A 17905-nucleotide genomic window follows, 5' to 3' on the forward strand; every position below is an offset into this window, starting at 1 on the left:
TTATCCTGCGTTAGTAGAAATGGTCTGCGTGACTTCCAGACCGAGCGGTTTCTCGCGAACGTCGGCCTGCTGAATGCGCAGAGTCAGGATGTAATGCGAAGGCGGACCGTCCGAATTTTGCCCCTGAAGACGGTATGTGACCGGATACTGAAACTCCCACGCGTTTCGACCATTAATGACTCCGCGCTTCGTGATGACACCGGGATCAACAGACACAGAGAGGTTCATGCGTTTATCGCGCACCGCGCTCAGGATGTTGGAACTCTGCAGAGCACTGATGTAGCCATCAAACCCCAGGTGATCAAAACGGGGTGCAACCGCCGTCATCTCGTTTTTGTAATGAACGAAGTCCAGCGTGAAGGCATACCGGATAGTATCTGCACCGAACTGAGACACGTCACTCTCATTCCAGATAGGGGCGTCAGTGGCATAGACCTGCGTGATGCGTCCGTTTTCCGTGGCGAAATATTTGACTGGCGGATGCAGGACAAAATAAAGCAGCACGGCGATTATCACAGCCTGAATAGTATTTCCGCCGGTACCCCAATGGATAATTCGCAGGCATTTGTAGGCAAAGGCTGTGCCAAGGCTGTTATGTATATGCGCCGCAACAGCATGCTTTCCCGCCTGTTCAGGCGGGTTGTCCTGTTCGGGGAGAGTCGGATCGGATTTTGACATATCAGCCTCCGTACGACTGCCAGGGGTCGATATTGCCCGGCAGGTAGCTGTTGACCTTGTCGGTCATGGCACTGCAGACCTTCTCTGACGCCTTGTTCATGATGTCCTGAAGGCTCGGAAGGTGTGGCAGGCTGATGGATACACTGCGAATACCGGACAGGCAGTTGTCCAGCTGATCGGACATCTGCCCTTCACGCTGGGACCAGGCATCACTGGCCTTTTTGGCGTCGTTATACCCAGCCTGACTGCCGGCCTGAGCCGCACTGGCGGCGCGGCATGAGGCGGCATCGGCACAGAGAGGCAGGCACAGTATCGCCGCCAGCATGAGGGTGCTGAAAATTATTTTCATGAGTAACTTCCGTAAGGATCGAGGATTAAGCCGGTCGGTTCGGCGCGACCGGGGCCGCCTGCGGTGCCGCCGCCGGGCGTTCCTTTGGGTAAGGAACCTCAGGTTTCCAGCGTTCGTCATAGCCCAGGCGGGCATGCAGGGCCGGAGATAGCGATGCAGGATTGACGAGCTTGGGAAAACGCTGTTTGTCATCCCCGTTCAGACGCAGAACAACGTACTCACGGGGAACAGGTTTGCCTCTGTCTTCATTGATGCCGTGGCCGTTACCCATAGGCACCGCACCGTCCGGCGTTAACCGGTTAATCACCATCGCAGGGGCTTCATCAGAACCTGGCAGGCTGACCAGCACATGGTGGTAGTGACCGTCCTGACGTACCAGACCCTGCAGATAATCCCCGTCGCCTTTCACCAGATAAACATCCAGGCGGCCGTCTTCACCCGAGGTAGCCATCACAGGAGCCCCGGCGTCGTTATTGAATGCAGGACGAGGCGCAGTCTGTGGGTCACCGGACGACAGACTTCCCTGTCCGTCAGGCCTGATCCAGAACAGGCCGTCGGCAGGTACAGGAGGCGGAGGCGGCATGTCGATATCGAGCCCCTTAACCACCATGCGCTGAATTTCCGTGTAACGTGCGGCATCAACTGCAGTAAGACGGATGAGATCATCCCCGCCAGTGCGAACGCGCTCACCGCCTATCGGGGTCAGCGTCCACTGGTTACGGTGCTTGGCCTGAGTTTCATAGCCAATCACTACCCCGTCATCATTCTTAACAGGAACCTGAATATTGACCGGCTTTTTACCTTCCCACTGCAGCGCCACAATGCTGCCGTTTTGCAGTCGCGTATCCTTTATCAGTCCTTCGAGTTCTTTACCCCAGTAGGTCTGAGTGCCTTCACGAGTGTGCAGCGTGATATACGAGCTCATACTTTCTCTGTCATCAAACCGGAAAGGGGCCTGCCCGGCGGCAATGACTTTTCCCGTCACTGGCTCCTGAGCTTTTTCAGCGGGGGTGTGGATTTCTGGCCTGATGCCGGTTTTCGCCGCCAAAGGGGGTGTCGTCGTCGTCATACCCTGTGACGTTGTCACAGCGGGTGACTTAACGCCTTTATCCTCAGGTTTGTCTGCTAAGGGTGCCGTTGATACCGACCTGTCGACGTCTGGTGATGCCGCAGTGTTCACCGGTAAGGTCTCCCCCGGTACTGGTTCGGAAGGTACGGTGAACTGCGGTGGCACCTGGTTACCTTTTACGGCATTCGCGGGTGACGCGGGTTGTCCAGCCGCCAGTCGGGCTTTTTCAAGAGCAAGCTGCTGGCTGGCCACTTTCATCGTCACATTAAGTTTATGTTTTACGATGATGTCAGTGGCAAAAGCTTTGAAGGCATCGCTGCCGGTGAGCTCAATTTTACCGTGATAATACTGCGCCGCCGTCAGCAACGCGGCCAGTACCTTCTCTTCATGATCACTGGCACCTGTGGCCATCACCAGTCGGCCGCCCAGGTCTGTAAACGCGTGCTCGCCATCAAGTCTGAAAATGGCGCTTTTTCCGTCGGCCGCCATTTCGCTGGTCACGCGCGTAAGTAACCTGTCCAGGTCAATATGCTTCAGTGCCTCAGGAACCGGGATCTCCTCTTCGGACGGCACGATGCGCCGTGGACCAGTAAGGATACCGTCTTCTGCTGTTTCCCTGGCCGCTGGCTGAGCGGGTGTTTCTGCCGGATCAGGCGCCGTAGTCTCCGACAGGGGGTCTGTCAGCGCCTGTAGTTCGGCTTCCAGTGCTTCACACTCTTTTCCTGGAAAGTGTTCCCGGCCCAAAGCGGCTTCGTCTGACATCTCCCATACACCTGCCAGTACGCGCCATTGCACCATAAGCGCACTGGCATCATAGAAAAGCTCATCCGGATTTAGCTTATCTGCATCACGAAGGAGTGCCCGCATCTGTCCGGCAATTTCACCAAAGGCCTCACCGAAGTCTTTAGGGGTTGATGTAGATTCGCTTTCCGTATCAGAAGAAACCTTTGCCTGCTCTGAAGGCGGCACAGCGCTGTGCTCATTGCTGATTCTCAGGCTTTCCCGGGCAGCTTCAGCCCCCTGACTTTGCAGAAGCCGGAAAGCTTCACCCACCCCGATATTCATTTCCGCTGCAATGGCCGCCACGCGCTTACCGCTGGCTTCAAGCGTGACGGCCTGAGTTACCGGACTTGTGTTCGGGGTCTTTACTGATGCAATAGCGACAGACTGTGCTGACGCGTCCAAAACCGGTGCCAGAGATTCAGTCGCCGCACTCACCTGAGCCAAACTGACTGCAGGCGCCGACGACGGATCATCAACAGTCAGCGGAGCGTCGGACATCTCCGGGCTCGTATTAATCACCTGTGTGTCAGAAGGTGGGAGCATTGCCGTGGGTTTTTCAGGTTCAGATGGCAATACTGACGAATCAGCCCCCGTTGCCTTGATGATCCGATAAACGCTGGTTTGTCCAATAGACAGTTGTGCGGCAATGTCAGCCGGCTTGATCCCCTGAGCATGCATTTCCAGAATCTGACTGGCTTTTTCTTTTGCTGCACCCGGACGGCCGCGTGCAGCTTTAGCGGCTACAGGAGGTGGCTCCGGCGCGGCTGAAACGTCAGGTGATACGGATGTCGTAAGGTCTGATACAACGTTTTCGCTGTCAGGGGTGCTCATGGGGTTCTCCGGTGATTTCAGTCGCTCAAAGGCCTGGGTAATCTGAGGCATCAGTGTGGCGCGCAGGCTTTCCTCGCCACGGGAAAGGTGTATGTCATTAAAGTCAGTAAATCCGGCTTTGCGTTCAGCATCGGTGAGGTCTGGAAGAATGTACTCCCCGCCCGTATTGATGGCTGCCTGTCTGGCCATGATTAGACCGGTGTTAACAGGCTTGGCGTGATCATTGTCTGCCATGAAAATATGTGGGCTTGTTGGATATCGTTCACTCAACACCCTGGCAACATTCAGCATGTTTCCGGCATCAATAGTCATGACCACTGGATAACCGGTTAACATGCTGAGACTCTTAGCGGTCGCATAGCCTTCTGCGTAGTACACCGGCTCACCGTCTTTTAGTCGCCCACCTACAACGAAGAAATTGCCCACCTTTGGGGCTTTTTCATAAAGTGTTTTTTCACCTTCCGGCGGGATGTACTGTAACGTGCGAAAAACTCCGTTTACGTCATAGAGAGGAATAACCAGCGCACCATTATTGGTCTGCCTCATATCAGACTCGGCGGCGACACCTTTGCGAACCAGATAAGGATGATTTGGGTCGGCAGCTGGCAGTTTGTTGTACAGCCATTTTGCACGGGCCGTCTGGCGGGCATGCGTTTCGGCCAGCTTTCTTGCTGAGTCATCTTTAGACTGTCGCGCCAGAGCACGCATGTGCAGGCGCGCAACCGGATCGGCCTCGCCACCGGTTCCGCTTGCTTTCCACTTTGTAATGTCCTTATGAGTGGGAGCTGTCCAGTAATTGATATACCAGCCTCCGGGTTTCCTGCCATTGAGAAAACCCCGGTAAACACCATCACCGTTGCCCGCAGGACCGTCAGTAACCGATACGCGATGAATTTCACCGTCCATAACAGGTAACCCTTCGATCATCAGGCCAGCAGCAGTGAGTGCATCCAGAAATTCCTCTTGCGGATCGCCGCCGCTGCCGCGTATAGAGGGGTCGGGCAGCCAGTTCCTTATTCGTTTTACATCCGTTCCCGGACGGGCATACCAGAGTTCGTCCTCCTGACTCCATTGAATGGCATTTCGGCCGTCTGCTAACTTCCCGGCATCGTCTTTCGCCTCATGACGTTTGTCATGGGGAACGGCCAGCCAGATACGCTTTTCGGGTACAGGGTTACTCATAAAACCTCCGCAGTTTCAGGTCTGACGGGCTACTCACCGCCAGTAAAGCGCCGGTACCACCAGGGGCGACCGCTCAGACTGGTGCCGCGAAACAGGCGGGTAAGGCGCGTGAGTATCTTGCTGAGAGTCCAGCCGAACGCCGACAGCAGGCGAAAGAACGCGATGATGGCAGTAATGAGATAAAGCGTGTCGAGTGAAGGAAAACGGAACCAGAAGAGATAGAACAGGAACAGGTAACCCGGCACGCCCACAAAGTCGAGGTCAAGCCCGGCATATCGCCAGTAGCCCGGAGGGTAGACGGGTTTATCGGAGTCGCTCATAACGCCCCCTTCTCAAACTCACGGCGCTGACTGGGCGACATGACGACCCGCAGTTCATCAGCATCGATTCGCTTATTGAGATATAGCGCCCAGGCCTTATCAATAATGCGCCGTTTCTCCAGACGGATAATGGCGTTGATGTGACTGGCCCACCTCGGCCACGGCATGTCATGGAGTTTTTCTCGCAGGTCATCATCAATAATGATGTACTCGCGAACGGCCGTGCGCCTTCCGTCTGTTGTCCGTAGCAGCGTCTGAACCACCACATACTGCAGAACACTCAGTAGTGCCCTGGCCATAGCGTCACGGCTTTCATAGGGATATTCGTTAATGAGTCGGGGAAAGATATCGCCAGGTGAGTCAATATGCGTGGTGGTTATGCACGTGGCCCCGAGATCGCCGGCGCGAATGGCCGCATCGATGGTTTCACGATCACGCATTTCACCGACCCCCATGACAGAGACCGCACGTCGCAGATCTGCACGAATGCCCTCAGCAAAACTCACAACATCTTCACCAACCTCGGACTGGAGCGGTGCGAGGATATCTTCAGGATCGCCCAGAATAAATTCCACGGGGTCTTCGATGGTCGAAATTTTGCGGTCCGGGAAGACTTTCTGGCAGTAGCGTAGAGAAGCCGCCACAGCCGTACTTTTCCCCGATCCCATGATGCCACCCCAGACAGCCAGCCCCTTGGCCGGGATAATGACGTCCAGAAGTTCTTCCTCTATACCCATATCAAGCAACTGGGGAATTGAGGAGGGAATAATACGAAGTGTCCAGGCTATCGTTTTATCCTGACGCCCCGCCGTTCCCTGCTTTAAGTTGACACGAAAGCGGATACGTTCACCGCGGCCGAGTCCCCATCGGTTTGTTTCATTCCCGTCAAGCTGCAGTGCTTTATCCCTGGGAGTTCCGCTCATGACCTGTGAGCGTACTTCTTGTGTGAAAACCCGATCCACCAGGCGGGCCATTTGCTCGTCAGCTACCCTGAAGGCACTGGCACGACGCAGACGGCCATGAAGCCCGACAACGAAATGGTTATCGCCCTGCAGGTGAATGTCACTGACCAGCTGTTGCGCGCACCACACCAGAAAACCGCGAAACTCATCTTCATCGAGCCCGTTCACAAAGGGATAAGGCTCAAATCCTTCTATACTCATCATTTTTTCTCCGTATGGATGATCGGTTTCCATTTCTCACGGTCGGTAATGAAACCCGCCCGAGATTCAAGACGTCGCTCACGGTCACCTTCGGTGAGTTTCTGGCTGTTGCCTGTTACCGTCTGCTGACGGTCGGAAACCACCGGCGCAGTGATGAGGTTCTGACGACGCAGCAGCACGTACTGCAGCATGCCGTTATAGTCCCGCGTCAGGCGGTTAACATTGGCCTCAAGTGTCTCGTCAGCGCTCTGCCGCCCCTCTGCCCATCCCTTTGTGAGCGCGGTCTGCCATATGTCACGCTGAGTGCTGTTCTCCGGAATCAGAGATCCATCAGGACCGTCCGGCGCGGTGGTGCTGAGTCCGGCAAACAGCCAGGTCCGCCAGGACGGCGGATTACTCACGAAACGTTCTGGCTGGATAATTTCGTAGACATGACTTGCCGTGCGTATCTGGTCAGCCGTTACATGGGCAACGTCAACGGCTTCGGTAATGACCGGTGGCAACCATCCGCGGGGGCTGATAAGCGTGCGAAAGTCATACGTTTTATCCAGCTGCTTTTCCCGTGACTCCAGGTCGTGGCGCAGCTCCCATGCACGCTGCGCTTTACCGCCGCGAAAACCGAGAGTGTGTGCAGCGTCGGTAAGCATCTCGCGCCGGTTGTCAGAAACGTCCGTCGCCTCCGGCTTTTTCGGCGAAAGATAAGCAGCGGGTCCGGGCGGGGGCACACCATCCGGACCGACGGCCTGAGAAGGCCGTGTCAGGCTGAAACTGGAGCAGCCTGCTAGCAGGAACGGCAACAACAGTGCGATAAATCGGCCGTTCATCGTCTGCCTCCGCGACGCTCAGGGATGGCACTCATAAATTCGATTACCATCTGTCCGGGATAACGGTGAAGCTGGGCGCGCCAGGCCGTCTGCATTTCAATCATGCGAAGCAGGTTGGCATAAGTGACATACTGAACATCGATGTTGACCGGTAGCGGCAGCCGGACACCCACATAGCTGAACTCTTCTCCCCGGGCCCAGGCCAGGGCACGTAAAAGTTCAATCGCATCACCGTCCCAGCGAAGCGTCAGGCGATCGCTGTCAGACCGGACCTCTGCGACGGGGACGGGCGTGCCGGTATTCATGTCCCCTTCCAGCCACAGCTGTTGCTGCTGGCGGGCAACCCGTGAGGTTGCCTGAAATGAAGTGTTATCAGGCTCAGGCGTCGCTTTACTGCCCGTCAGGACAGACTGACAGCCGCACAGCATTACGACTGTCAGGCAGACAGCCGGCAGGAAAATTTTCATGTTTTCTCCGGTAAAACACAGATTGGGATGAGAGAAGCGGGAAACCGGAACGGACTCAGCGACTGGCAAGCCAGACGGAATACACCTTGCGTGCATAAATCATGCGGCGTGAATTGTTGTCATCTGCAAAGCCGGCGTTATAACTGCCCAGACACTGCCATGTCTGGCCACAAATCTGCAGGTGTTGCGCCAGGATCCAGGCGCCCGTCTGTACGTTCAGACAGGGATCGGTAAGTAAATCACGTGCATCCCGGATGACACCCATGGCGACAAGCTGAGGAATATGGGTGGAATTGATCTGCATCAGTCCGAAATCACGGCTGGTGACCTTCCCCTGCTTATTGCGGTTATACCCTATAGCGTGTGCATTCATTTTGCTTTCAACCTGAGCCATGGCACGAAGCAGCAGGGGTGAAACGTGATAGCGGGCCCCCGCCTCACGAAAACAGTAGGCCTGTGCGGGTAAGGCTGCAAAGATCGATACAACAGACAATACGATTGCCCATACACAGAAACGGACACGCATAATGTTCTCTTGCCTCAAAAAGATTTGCTGTAATCAGAGAAGAACGGAAGTTTCACAGGGAAAAGTAATAAGCTGAAACACGCGAATTAAAGCCTCTCTGTACTGAACCTCCCTAATAAGGCGATTGGAGGAGAAATAAGCTTCACCGCTGATGTGACAACCGGCGTCAGGTTAATCCGGGTCTTGCCGTGCTTAATAATTTCCGTTATCAACATAGCCAGTTGGCCAGCAATAATGACAATCGCTGTTAGCCATGGCCTGCTCTGCGGATTGTTCCTCATAACCCTGAAGGAATAAGTGATGCCTGCCATGGGCCGGTTTGTATTAAATATTTACGAACGGGATTGCGGGCAATATTTAGCTGAAAGGTAATGGTACGAAGACTTATTCCTTCTCAATGAGGAATATAAATGTCCATAAAAGTCCCGAGGGTAACCCTAATATCTCCTTTTCTGAGAGAGCCGCTTTATGTGTGATTCAAAGTTTAACCAGCTAGGAGGGGCAATATCCTGGTGCTACTGACAACTTCGCTGTAAGGCTGATCATTTCTCTTTTGGAAGAGGTCTGGTATGTCGCATGGCAAATTCGTCAAGCGTTTTCTGAGTGCAGGCATCTGCCACAGATTTATCTTTGTCGCCAGTTTTCATACTGCAGTAAAGCATGGCACTGGCTTCAACTGCTCCGGCTACTTTAAGATTCAGTGCATCTAAGCGTTTTGTCATGCAGTCAAAATAGGCAGCATAGTAGGCCGACTGGCTTTCACTGGTACTGTCCTTAGCACTCTGTAGCAGCAAAGGCCGGGTCTGGTTCATACAGTGATATTTATTCTGATTATACAAAGGCCCGAACCCGTCGCTGTCTATGTTTCTTATTTTGGTATACCAGTCAGAAAGATTGCAGCCTCCCCAACCAATCAGTAAACCTACAACACACGCCGCAAGTACCGGCCGTTTATTTTTAGGTATTAACATTCTTAATATCCAGTAAGTTCAAGATAACGTGCGTAGACCTTATGGGCGTATTTGAGCCTGAAAGGTGCATTCGCATCTTTAAAGCCGGCGTTGTAGGCCCCAACTGAAGTCCAGTTAACACCGTTCTGCGAAATATTTTTGGCCAGAATCCAGGCCCCGACATGGATGTTCTGGCAGGGATTTGAGAGCAGTACCGTGCGGGTTATACCCATTTTTCCCAGTTCCGGCAGCCAGGAAGAGTTAATCTGCATCATGCCAAGGTCTTCACTCAGCACCTTCCCGTGACGTACATTAAGGCCGACGATGTCTGCCCGAAGGCCGCTTTCAACTTCAGCAATCGCCTGAAGTAACCGCCAGTCAACGCCAAACTTAATACCGGCCCTCTTAAAACACATTGTAATGTCGGGAGCTGGCCCACGAGCATACGCGACCGGCGTCAGATCGCTGGCCAGCGCAAAAACCAGGAGAAGTGATCGCCACATAGTGAAAACACCATAAAGACGGGATACAGAATGGTGATAAACGGAACTTCCTTCCGAAAGCGTCCGACTACACTGCTCAGCAACAGACTGACGAAGAAACATACCAAGGCGCTTTCAGGGGGGAGCCACGCGCCTGCTGCCGGCAGCAGATACAGATCCCCGCTGGCCAGTGCAGGGGGTTGGCGCCGCAGCGCAGTCAGGCCATTCAGCATCAGTGCAGGTACAAGCATCGCCCCGGCTCCCGGCAGTGGGACCAGACCTGACGTTGTGGATAACCCGCCGAGCAACACCATCCAGGACAATGCGAATATCAGCAAGTCGGGAACCCACGTTGTCATCCAGTCAACGTAAGCGGCCACAGCCAGCAACAGGACAAACAGCGTAAAAGAAAGGCTTTCAGTCAGGTACCATGCCGGAAGCACACCACCGCAAAGCAACACAATGGACAAAAACGGGCGAACAGCAACATGGCGGTCTGCGGACTCATAGCTCCTGACTGACGCTTCGGCCTCCCACCTTGCGTGCAGGTAATAAGCAGGGAGCTTCAACGCCAGCAAAAATGAAACTACCACCACGGCAATCAACATCAGCATGCCTGCTACCTCACGTAAACGACGTCGCCGGGCGGGATAAAATCCGGACGGCTCAGACGGCCAGCCGGTGTATTTATCCCCGCACTGTCAGCCCGCCCGAAATGGGTACTGTCTTCTGTATCGGCGAGGATTTGTGCATAGAGTCCGGGCACAAACGGGGCATAAGCATACCCCTGCCCGCCGCTGACGCGCAGGGTAATGGCGGAACTGTGGGGCAGCCACGATGGCAGTATGGCTCGCGCAGTGACATCGCCATCGGGCGGTGTGCCCGTGCTGTAGAGATCATTCAGTGCTTCGACATAGTGTAAAAACTCACCCGACTGCTGCTGCAGTCGGGCGGTATCCGTACTGTCTTTATGCTCTTCATTGCCCAGGGACAGCAATATCGCCGCCCCGGTAAGCAGCGCCATTGAAAAAAAGACTGAGTAGTTCATGATGACCGTCCGGATGCTCTGAGGGGCTCAGTGGCAGCAGGTGATGACGTAAGAGGATTCGTTTCCGTTATGACCTGCAAAGGCAAGACCGGCGGTATACCAACCAACAGGACAGCGGTGCTCACTGAAATCCCTGCCGCCCCAGTTGCCGGTCTGGTAGCAGTCACGCTGCTGTAGTGAACCACCCACTTTTGTCCATACCCCATCCTTGCACTGAAGGATCTCACCTGAACTTTCATGACTGATGGCTCCCCAGGTGTCACAGTAAGATCCCTCATTGTTCACCTGTAACGGCTTGAGCACACCATTCGCAATAACATCGTGATTGCTCCGGAGCGTCCCGTTGGCCACAACGTCATTGCCTGCATTCACGTTGCCGTTCGCATTGACGTTGCCGTTTGCATAAACGCTGTTACTGGTTGTCAGGTTGGCGTCTGCATGAACATCGCCCCCAGCAGACACGGTGCCGCTGCCGCGTATGTTTCCGTTGGCACCTATGTCATGTGCAGCCCAGATGTTGCTTTGTGAGGAGAGATTACCGTTAGCATTGATCCAGCCGTTTGACTGAACGCTCTGGCTGGCAGTCAGCCGTGCGGTATTCACGTCACCCGCCGCATTGACAGTCTGGCCATTAACATTATTGGCATTATTGATGTCATTGCTGCCCATATTGAGGGCTGTCCCCATCGTGTTCAGTTCCGGGTGACCCGACACGCTGTGACGATAAAGGTAATCGTTCACCACGGCGCCATTGTTATAAAATCCCGCAATGACCACCGTGCCGTCACCGGGGTTGTATCCGCCGAACGCAGAAAGATTTTCCTGCCAGCCGCCCTGGATCCCTTTTGCCACACCATTTTCGATGTACCCCCCCGCCGCCCCGATAAAGCCTGCAAGATCGCGGGCCTGACTCAGGTTCAGCCCACTGCCACCGACCATAAACGTCATGGTGTGAAACTTGCTGGCTGTGGGCTGAAAAATCAGTGTGCGGTAGGTAGCACTGAACGCATTCATTGCGGAGTAGCCTGGCGGGAGATAACCGGCATTGATCAGCATCGGTACCGTCAGTGTGTAGCCCGTAGTCGGTCCGGTATTGGCGGTAATCGTAGCCTGCTGATCAGCAATATAGCGATTAACCGCACGCTGGATCTGATTCGCCTGTTCCCCCGCGCGGTACATCCGGTACATCTCCTGAATCCTGCCGTAATACGGAATAAGCAGTACAGCGATAATAACCATCGCAGCGCCTAATGCGATATTAAGATCGGTGACATTGGATAACCCCCGTTTTATTCTGTTCACGGTTATTCCTTAAAGTCATATTGGATTTTTTGAAACTCATCATCGAGTGTGAAATTGCCTGTAGAGATTTTGGCCTTAATGGTGTCTCTGGCCGGGGTGTTTCGCAGGTTAAATCCGGTAATGTCTACGCTGCGGCTGTTGTTAACTGAATTTGTCCGCATCGTCTGGTGTGCAAGGATATATAACGTGCTCGCAATATTGGCTTTAGCGTTTGGAATGATGGTTTCACAGAACATTGCATAACGCTCCAGTGCCTCCTTCCAGGAACTGCCTGTAATAGTCGACACAACGAACATACTGAGTGAGGCCCGAAGCACCTCATGTGCAGTTGCTGAATCCCGAATTTCCCCCAGCAAAAAGGCCCCGGCCCCCATCCGGTAGGCTTTTCGTACCGCCCCGTCGTAGCCTTCGTTTTCCCTGACTTCCAGCTGAATACACCGGCCGTCACCGTGACGTCCCTGCAGCAGAGTCTCGGCGGGATCTTCAATTGACACCCCCAGTGTTCCGGTTACAGCTATCCTGTGACTCAGGATGGATGCGGCTGACGTCGTCTTTCCAGCGCCCATGCCACCGGCAATAAGAACGAGCCCGGCTGCAGAAGGCAACTCTACAGACTTACGAAGCGCAGTGCTCAGCGGAACGCTGGCGAAAGGACGAATGCTGGCTGGGGTCTGCCTGAGAACGAGATCTGCCCCTCCCCTGATGCCTTTATTTACAGTGGCGCGGTACAGTCGGTCGCCGTAAAAAAGGGAAAACTCACTGCGTCCGCTTTCTCTGTGACTGTTCAGGCAATGCGTTTTAAGCCTCTGGGCATCATCCTGCAGGCTTTCAGGAACCGATATAAGAAAACCGCTTTCACCGACCAGCCCCTTAATCTCGGCATAATCTTCACCAAGATAGAGGTCGATAAAATCGACCTCGTTAAGTGAGGTTGCTGTCATGACTTTGCTTACCCTGACGCGTCATGAACGGGTGGTGAACGTCAGGGTATTGTTACCGTCCACACAGGCAGATGCCGCGTCAGCAGCGGTAACCTCACCGGTAAAGGTGGTACTGTTAATCTGGGTGGAGAGCAGATCGGCCGTTCCGATCGCTTTCGCAATCTTCAGGCACTGCCCCTGAGGCAACATCGTATCTGTCACGATAAAGCCCACGCCGTTACCGGTGACAGTAAGCAGCCCGCCGGATTTATTGTAAATATGACCATTCATGACGGTATAACTTTTGGCGATATTGCCGCCTTTAACAAGGGCCGGCACATAATCATCTGTGCCGTAGCCATCGGAGGAACGTAGGTTTCGCGTTTCGTTAATCACCGTACTGAGCAGTGACACTTCGGTAGTGGTGTTGAACATGAAATACACCAGTGCTGCCAGGGTCAGTACCACGCCGATGAAGACAATAACTGCGCTCTGGGATGAAAGCAGGTCAGTAATATTGGATAACCCTCGGTTGAGCTTTTTCATTCGGATACCTTTATTGAAAGACATAGTGAAGCCGTACTGACTGAATGCCAGCGCAGACAAATTAATGGAGAAAAGTGAATGCTTCTTACAGGCTGTCAGTTGTGGATAACGGCCTGCTGTATGAGTGGTAACATAATTAAAATGAGGCCTGAGATGACAACTCCAGCGAGAACAACACTCCAGTTGCGAATGCGCTCACCCGTTTTCTCAACATCCTCGACCGTTCGATTCAGCCATAAGTCCGCGAACCGCTTCAGAGAGCCCTCTTTGTTCCCGGTCTCAAAGAGAGTCTGCATCTTGATAATGGCGCGTTCATCAGGAAAGTCGTATCCGGTGACGTCAAGTGCCTGCCCCAGATTTTTCTCACCACCACTGAGGGCTTTCTCCAGCGCATGAAGCCGCTCTCTAAGCCAGGCTGAACGGGTGGCGTCAATCATGCTCTTCACCGCACGCTCCATCGGAATGCTGGCGGATAGCATGGCGTTCATGTTGAGAATGAACACCGCCCCCTGCATTCGCCGGTAAACAGACCAGGGAGGAATTCGGTCCAGAAAGAAGCGCAGCCGCCCGGTCAGGCGGTGAAGGGAGAACCAGGCATACCAGACAACTGCTGCAGCGAGAACAAGCACCGGCAGCCCATATTCGGTTAAAAGCAGATACAGGTAATAAACACCTGTCTGTAGTCCGCCCCACTGACTGAGGGGAACCATCTGTAAGATGGCCGGTACCAGCATGATGCAAAATACGCTGAGGACGCCGAAAAGCATCATGACCACCCAGGCGGTGGCCATAAAAGTCACCTTCAGGCTTTTACCCATCCTGCCGGTTCCGTCGGCAATGTCTGCCGCATTCTTAAAACCATCCGCTGCTTTCCCGGTCAGGTTACAGGAATCAATAATGCTGACCTCCTGATCCGGCAGCCATTCGCGCAGTGAATCCGCCAGGCTGAAGCCACTGCTCATGTTATCCGCACATTCCTGCAGGATTTGCGCCATGGGATTGTTGGGGTTTTTACCCCGTCGTGTGTAGTTGGCGATAAGCTTATCGAAGATATCATCCGCGGGTATTTCGTCGAGAAGGTACTGACGGAACTCATCGTAAAGCTCAATCCGGTCCTGGGCGCTAAAGGTAAGATGGTAAAGAAATCGGTTAAAACGGTTCACATTTCCTCCCCCGCTTTGATCCTGGCGTCCCGGTTCAGGTTGCAGATTCGCCGATGCCCCCAAACCGGATCGGCACGTCCTTCATTGATAAGCCTTGTCAGGTTCTGACAGAGCGTCACCCCACCCTTAGCAATCCAGCCCAGATAGGCCGACATTTTCCCTTCTTCGGCATAGCGCCGCATAAACACATTGTCAGTCTCAATGACTTCGAATATACCAATACGACCGTCCACCCCCGTCTTACCACAACACTCACAGCCGCCTGGACGGCGCAGGAAAACATTGGCTGTGACGGTAAACGTTTCGACAAGACTGCGCATCTCTGGCCGGATACTCTCTTTTCCTTCCTCCCAGGGTATTTTGCACTCAGGGCAAAGCAGGGGAACGAGCCGCTGGCCGACCAGACCACAAATAATGGTCGGATCAAACAGCAAATCCTCATCGATGCCAAAGCGCTTGAGTCGTTGAGGTATGTCGGCAGGTGAATGGGTATGTATGGTTGTTAGTGCAGGCGTACCTGTGTGAATAGCCTCAACATAGCCCTGTGCCGCACCGGCATTGAGTATCTCACCGATGTAAAGACGATCAGGATCCATCTGCAGCAGGTTTGCAATGGCTTCGGCCATGGATTGCTTGCCCTTGGGCGTCTGAAAAACCCCCTGAATGGGGGACTCGACGGGACTTTCCACTGACAGAATGTTCTCGCCTTCATCCTCGGCTGCGAGAAATTCTGCAGAACACTGACAGATGGTCGATTTGCCGTGCCCGGTTGGCCCACTGAAGAGTGTTCCCCCGGAACTGGTTAAAAGACGCCGGAGCGTTATTTCCTCTGCGGGAGTCAGGCCCAGTTGGTCAAATTTCAGCGTCTGCTTACGCCGGCTGACCAGACGAAGCGCAACAGCCAGCTTGCCCTGCCCGCCAGGGCGGCTGGCGAAACGAACGGTGCTGAGGCCATACGCATTGACGAACTCCTCCCTTACACGCGCGACACAGGGTTCGGTATAACTCAGCACGGGCTGACTGTGCTCTTCACTCATGGAGTTGAACAGCGTGTTGCAGACACGCTCCCCCCACTCCACCGACTCGGTTCGTACACGTCTTAAATTGCCGTCAATGCGGTAGAGCACCCGGGTAAAAGTGGATTCAATGCGAATGTGAATGTCCGAGCCACGACGCTTTGTTGCCTCTTCAATCAGACTGAGATTTTCATTCTGGAAATCACTCGCGCTGGTGAGCGAGTCTGACGTGGCACTGAACTGTTCTGAAATTTTTGACAACTGCTCGCGGTCGCAGAACCTTACGCCGGCCTGCAGTTTCTGTTCTCTCAGATACTGCCTCAGGTCAAGAAACTCCGTGTCCTGATCAAGCTCAGTCAGCACATACAGACACAGGTCTTCATTTTGGTTGTTGCGGATAAGCCGGATATTTTCACGTATTTTCGGCGAGACGCTTCGACCATTTAGGGGTTTTTCCAGCGGCAACAGACTGTGCGTTTTTTCACTCAGCGTAATCATAAGGAGGGCCCTCAGTTAAGCGTAAGCAGCTTGTTATCTGCTTTACGTCGCACCACGATGCCTCTGACCGAAACAGAGACAACGGTTAACCCGTTCAGCGAATCCCCGGCCCTGACGGTGGCCAATGAACCATCTGCCAGACGCAGTGTGGCCTCCTGACCGACAATTTTTTCAAGTGACGGCATCGTGTTTACCGGTGCGACTGCCGGCCCGCCCGACGTTGGCTGAGCACCACCCTGAACGGGTGTCACCGGCTGTGAGAAAGAATCTCCCGCACCGGCTTCATTCTTGGCCTTGTTGTAAGCGGCCTGCGCTTCATAAAGGACTCTTCCACTCTGCAGGCGATCGATGTCACCAACCGTTTTGACTTCCTCTGCAGCATGCGCAGCGCCGCCGAACGCAAGCAGAAACAGCAAGGTGTACTTAACGTTTTCCATAAAGCGTTCCTGAAATCTTGTAACTGTTGGAGCCACTGGAGGTATTGATGTCAATGGCAATGGAGGAAAGGCGTATACCTGTGTACTGATTGCCGGGGAAAATGAGTTCGGGAGTGATGTCCGTTGAAGCACTGAATGTGTACGACTGCCAGTCCTGCAACGGCAGTTTTTCTCCTTCCTTATTCTCCTTGACGTCTTTTATCGGGACAGATGACACGCCCAGGTCAATATTGAGTGCCTGAAATAATGAGATGAAATTCATCAGACGTTCGCCCACCGGCACCATGGGATCGTCGCCCTCGGGAGGCAGAGTCTGTCTGAGGGTAAATGACGTCAGGCTGCTGTTTTTAAAGTTAAACTCAGCTGTTACGCCGAACAGCTTTTTAACAGCCGCCACATAGGCCGCGGTGGTGGCTGCGGAATTTGTCCGGCGCAATGACTGAACACTCACCTGATCCGGCATACACATTACGTTGGTCGTCATCCAGCCCACTATTGAAAGTGGAATTTTGTCGAGCATTCCCCGGCAGTGACTGATGAACGTGGCCACCGAGGGCTGTTCCGTCCAGGGGTGCTTGAGGCCATCAAGCGCCGCTTTGTAACGTGCCTGCCGGTTAACTTCTGCCTGATGGGCTATTTCACGCAGTCGTGCAAGCCTCTCATCTTCTTCACGCTGATGCTCGATATGAAGCCAGACCAGCGCACCGGCTAATGCAATACCGGCAATACCTCCAGCCGCAATCAGCTGTCCGCGCGTCATGCCCCACGTAAGGGGCCTGAGTCGAAACTGCCGTTTAAGACTTGACGGTTCAAGTACTTCGCTGAAATTCAGCTCACGCGTTACACCAGGTGTCGTCAGCGCACCGTAAACAGGAATGTCGAGATTTCCCCTTGCGCCGCGAAGCTCATCCTTAAGGTCGATAACCTTTTGCGACAGTTCATCCTCGGTATAAATCTGGTCTGAAAAGGGATGAATCCCACCCTTTTCCAGCCTGCCGACCAGCGTATAGTGCGCCACGCCGTCAGGCCCGGTACCAACCGGAACCACCGCAATGCAACACTCTCTGAGCAGAGAACTCAACGCGACAGTAAGTGAATAGGCCCCACGGAGTCTAAGGCGGGTTTTAGGTGCAAACCCCGCCTGAATACTGTCACTCTGACGCACGGCAACAAGGTCAAGTCCCCTCTCTTTACCGACCCGACGAATTTCCTTCATGGGATTGCGTTGAGCCCGGATGGTCTGCCAGACCAGGCCGACCACAAAACGCCGCTGATGAAAGGTCAGCACATGAATGTGTTCGGCCTCCGGTGAGGGTAATGGCCCCCCATCGGTTGTTGATTTTTTCATATT

Annotated in this window: 19 protein-coding genes; all 19 read right to left on the minus strand. The window is 54.0% G+C overall.

The window, feature by feature from the left end:
* Positions 1 to 678, minus strand: a complete 678-nt coding sequence (locus QNH99_RS22920; RefSeq protein ID WP_088900937.1) for a DotI/IcmL/TraM family protein — start codon at positions 676 to 678, stop codon at positions 1 to 3.
* A gap of 1 nt (position 679) precedes the next feature.
* Positions 680 to 1027 carry a conjugal transfer protein gene (locus QNH99_RS22925; protein WP_088900938.1) on the minus strand — a complete coding sequence of 116 codons (348 nt, stop codon included), beginning with the start codon at positions 1025 to 1027 and terminating at the stop codon, positions 680 to 682.
* Between the two features lie 25 nt (positions 1028 to 1052).
* Positions 1053 to 4892, minus strand: coding sequence for an LPD7 domain-containing protein (locus QNH99_RS22930; RefSeq protein WP_410517867.1), 3840 nt, complete (start codon positions 4890 to 4892; stop codon positions 1053 to 1055).
* 29 nt (positions 4893 to 4921) lie between these two features.
* Positions 4922 to 5212, minus strand: a complete 291-nt coding sequence (locus QNH99_RS22935) for a conjugal transfer protein (RefSeq protein WP_088900940.1) — start codon at positions 5210 to 5212, stop codon at positions 4922 to 4924.
* Entirely contained in the window at positions 5209 to 6378 is a 1170-nt protein-coding gene (gene traJ / locus QNH99_RS22940) for a plasmid transfer ATPase TraJ (protein WP_249278232.1), read from the minus strand. Before traJ ends, QNH99_RS22935 begins: the two co-directional genes overlap by 4 nt.
* The gene (locus QNH99_RS22945) at positions 6375 to 7199 is read right to left on the minus strand and encodes a type IV secretory system conjugative DNA transfer family protein (protein ID WP_088900941.1); all 825 of its coding nucleotides are present in this window, start codon (positions 7197 to 7199) and stop codon (positions 6375 to 6377) included. Before QNH99_RS22945 ends, traJ begins: the two co-directional genes overlap by 4 nt.
* Entirely contained in the window at positions 7196 to 7666 is a 471-nt protein-coding gene (locus QNH99_RS22950) for a DotD/TraH family lipoprotein (RefSeq protein WP_410517868.1), read from the minus strand. The genes QNH99_RS22945 and QNH99_RS22950 overlap by 4 nt, the downstream gene beginning before the upstream one ends.
* A 55-nt stretch (positions 7667 to 7721) precedes the next feature.
* The gene (locus tag QNH99_RS22955) at positions 7722 to 8192 is read right to left on the minus strand and encodes a lytic transglycosylase domain-containing protein (protein WP_088900943.1); all 471 of its coding nucleotides are present in this window, start codon (positions 8190 to 8192) and stop codon (positions 7722 to 7724) included.
* A 542-nt stretch (positions 8193 to 8734) separates the two neighbouring features.
* The gene (locus tag QNH99_RS22960) at positions 8735 to 9163 is read right to left on the minus strand and encodes a hypothetical protein (RefSeq protein WP_109717980.1); all 429 of its coding nucleotides are present in this window, start codon (positions 9161 to 9163) and stop codon (positions 8735 to 8737) included.
* Between the two features lie 2 nt (positions 9164 to 9165).
* Entirely contained in the window at positions 9166 to 9645 is a 480-nt protein-coding gene (locus tag QNH99_RS22965) for a lytic transglycosylase domain-containing protein (RefSeq protein WP_088900946.1), read from the minus strand.
* On the minus strand, positions 9600 to 10238 hold the full coding sequence (locus tag QNH99_RS22970; protein WP_088900947.1) for an A24 family peptidase: 639 nt from the start codon (positions 10236 to 10238) through the stop codon (positions 9600 to 9602). The genes QNH99_RS22965 and QNH99_RS22970 overlap by 46 nt, the downstream gene beginning before the upstream one ends.
* A gap of 5 nt (positions 10239 to 10243) precedes the next feature.
* Positions 10244 to 10672 (minus strand): type IV pilus biogenesis protein PilM, encoded by a 429-nt coding sequence (pilM, locus tag QNH99_RS22975; RefSeq protein ID WP_088900948.1) that lies wholly within the window; start codon positions 10670 to 10672, stop codon positions 10244 to 10246.
* Positions 10673 to 10699: 27 nt separating this feature from the next.
* Complete coding sequence (gene pilV / locus QNH99_RS22980) at positions 10700 to 11974, minus strand: shufflon system plasmid conjugative transfer pilus tip adhesin PilV (RefSeq protein WP_088900949.1); 1275 nt, start codon at positions 11972 to 11974, stop codon at positions 10700 to 10702.
* A 2-nt stretch (positions 11975 to 11976) separates the two neighbouring features.
* Positions 11977 to 12915 (minus strand): ATPase, T2SS/T4P/T4SS family, encoded by a 939-nt coding sequence (locus QNH99_RS22985; protein WP_109717976.1) that lies wholly within the window; start codon positions 12913 to 12915, stop codon positions 11977 to 11979.
* A gap of 21 nt (positions 12916 to 12936) precedes the next feature.
* Complete coding sequence (locus QNH99_RS22990; RefSeq protein WP_410517869.1) at positions 12937 to 13440, minus strand: type 4 pilus major pilin; 504 nt, start codon at positions 13438 to 13440, stop codon at positions 12937 to 12939.
* Between the two features lie 95 nt (positions 13441 to 13535).
* Positions 13536 to 14603 (minus strand): type II secretion system F family protein, encoded by a 1068-nt coding sequence (locus QNH99_RS22995; RefSeq protein ID WP_410517870.1) that lies wholly within the window; start codon positions 14601 to 14603, stop codon positions 13536 to 13538.
* The gene (locus QNH99_RS23000) at positions 14600 to 16117 is read right to left on the minus strand and encodes an ATPase, T2SS/T4P/T4SS family (RefSeq protein ID WP_410517871.1); all 1518 of its coding nucleotides are present in this window, start codon (positions 16115 to 16117) and stop codon (positions 14600 to 14602) included. Before QNH99_RS23000 ends, QNH99_RS22995 begins: the two co-directional genes overlap by 4 nt.
* Positions 16118 to 16128: 11 nt before the next feature.
* Positions 16129 to 16554: a type IV pilus biogenesis protein PilP gene (gene pilP / locus QNH99_RS23005; protein WP_410517872.1), complete on the minus strand. Its 426-nt coding sequence runs from the start codon at positions 16552 to 16554 to the stop codon at positions 16129 to 16131.
* The gene (gene pilO2 / locus QNH99_RS23010) at positions 16541 to 17902 is read right to left on the minus strand and encodes a type 4b pilus protein PilO2 (RefSeq protein WP_410517873.1); all 1362 of its coding nucleotides are present in this window, start codon (positions 17900 to 17902) and stop codon (positions 16541 to 16543) included. Before pilO2 ends, pilP begins: the two co-directional genes overlap by 14 nt.
* Positions 17903 to 17905: the final 3 nt, after the last annotated feature.

It is taken from the genome of Pantoea allii (genome assembly GCF_046529425.1).
In the GTDB taxonomy this organism is placed as follows: Bacteria; Pseudomonadota; Gammaproteobacteria; order Enterobacterales; family Enterobacteriaceae; genus Pantoea; species Pantoea allii.

Excerpts from the sequence above, each read along its gene's own strand:
- QNH99_RS22920 (WP_088900937.1), bottom strand. The coding sequence starts at position 678 with ATGTCAAAATCCGATCCGACTCTCCCCGAACAGGACAACCCGCCTGAA.
- QNH99_RS22925 (WP_088900938.1), bottom strand. The coding sequence starts at position 1,027 with ATGAAAATAATTTTCAGCACCCTCATGCTGGCGGCGATACTGTGCCTG.
- QNH99_RS22930 (WP_410517867.1), bottom strand. The coding sequence starts at position 4,892 with ATGAGTAACCCTGTACCCGAAAAGCGTATCTGGCTGGCCGTTCCCCAT.
- QNH99_RS22935 (WP_088900940.1), bottom strand. The coding sequence starts at position 5,212 with ATGAGCGACTCCGATAAACCCGTCTACCCTCCGGGCTACTGGCGATAT.
- traJ (WP_249278232.1), bottom strand. The coding sequence starts at position 6,378 with ATGATGAGTATAGAAGGATTTGAGCCTTATCCCTTTGTGAACGGGCTC.
- QNH99_RS22945 (WP_088900941.1), bottom strand. The coding sequence starts at position 7,199 with ATGAACGGCCGATTTATCGCACTGTTGTTGCCGTTCCTGCTAGCAGGC.
- QNH99_RS22950 (WP_410517868.1), bottom strand. The coding sequence starts at position 7,666 with ATGAAAATTTTCCTGCCGGCTGTCTGCCTGACAGTCGTAATGCTGTGC.
- QNH99_RS22955 (WP_088900943.1), bottom strand. The coding sequence starts at position 8,192 with ATGCGTGTCCGTTTCTGTGTATGGGCAATCGTATTGTCTGTTGTATCG.
- QNH99_RS22960 (WP_109717980.1), bottom strand. The coding sequence starts at position 9,163 with ATGTTAATACCTAAAAATAAACGGCCGGTACTTGCGGCGTGTGTTGTA.
- QNH99_RS22965 (WP_088900946.1), bottom strand. The coding sequence starts at position 9,645 with ATGTGGCGATCACTTCTCCTGGTTTTTGCGCTGGCCAGCGATCTGACG.
- QNH99_RS22970 (WP_088900947.1), bottom strand. The coding sequence starts at position 10,238 with ATGCTGATGTTGATTGCCGTGGTGGTAGTTTCATTTTTGCTGGCGTTG.
- pilM (WP_088900948.1), bottom strand. The coding sequence starts at position 10,672 with ATGAACTACTCAGTCTTTTTTTCAATGGCGCTGCTTACCGGGGCGGCG.
- QNH99_RS22985 (WP_109717976.1), bottom strand. The coding sequence starts at position 12,915 with ATGACAGCAACCTCACTTAACGAGGTCGATTTTATCGACCTCTATCTT.
- QNH99_RS22990 (WP_410517869.1), bottom strand. The coding sequence starts at position 13,440 with ATGAAAAAGCTCAACCGAGGGTTATCCAATATTACTGACCTGCTTTCA.
- QNH99_RS23000 (WP_410517871.1), bottom strand. The coding sequence starts at position 16,117 with ATGATTACGCTGAGTGAAAAAACGCACAGTCTGTTGCCGCTGGAAAAA.
- pilP (WP_410517872.1), bottom strand. The coding sequence starts at position 16,554 with ATGGAAAACGTTAAGTACACCTTGCTGTTTCTGCTTGCGTTCGGCGGC.
- pilO2 (WP_410517873.1), bottom strand. The coding sequence starts at position 17,902 with ATGAAAAAATCAACAACCGATGGGGGGCCATTACCCTCACCGGAGGCC.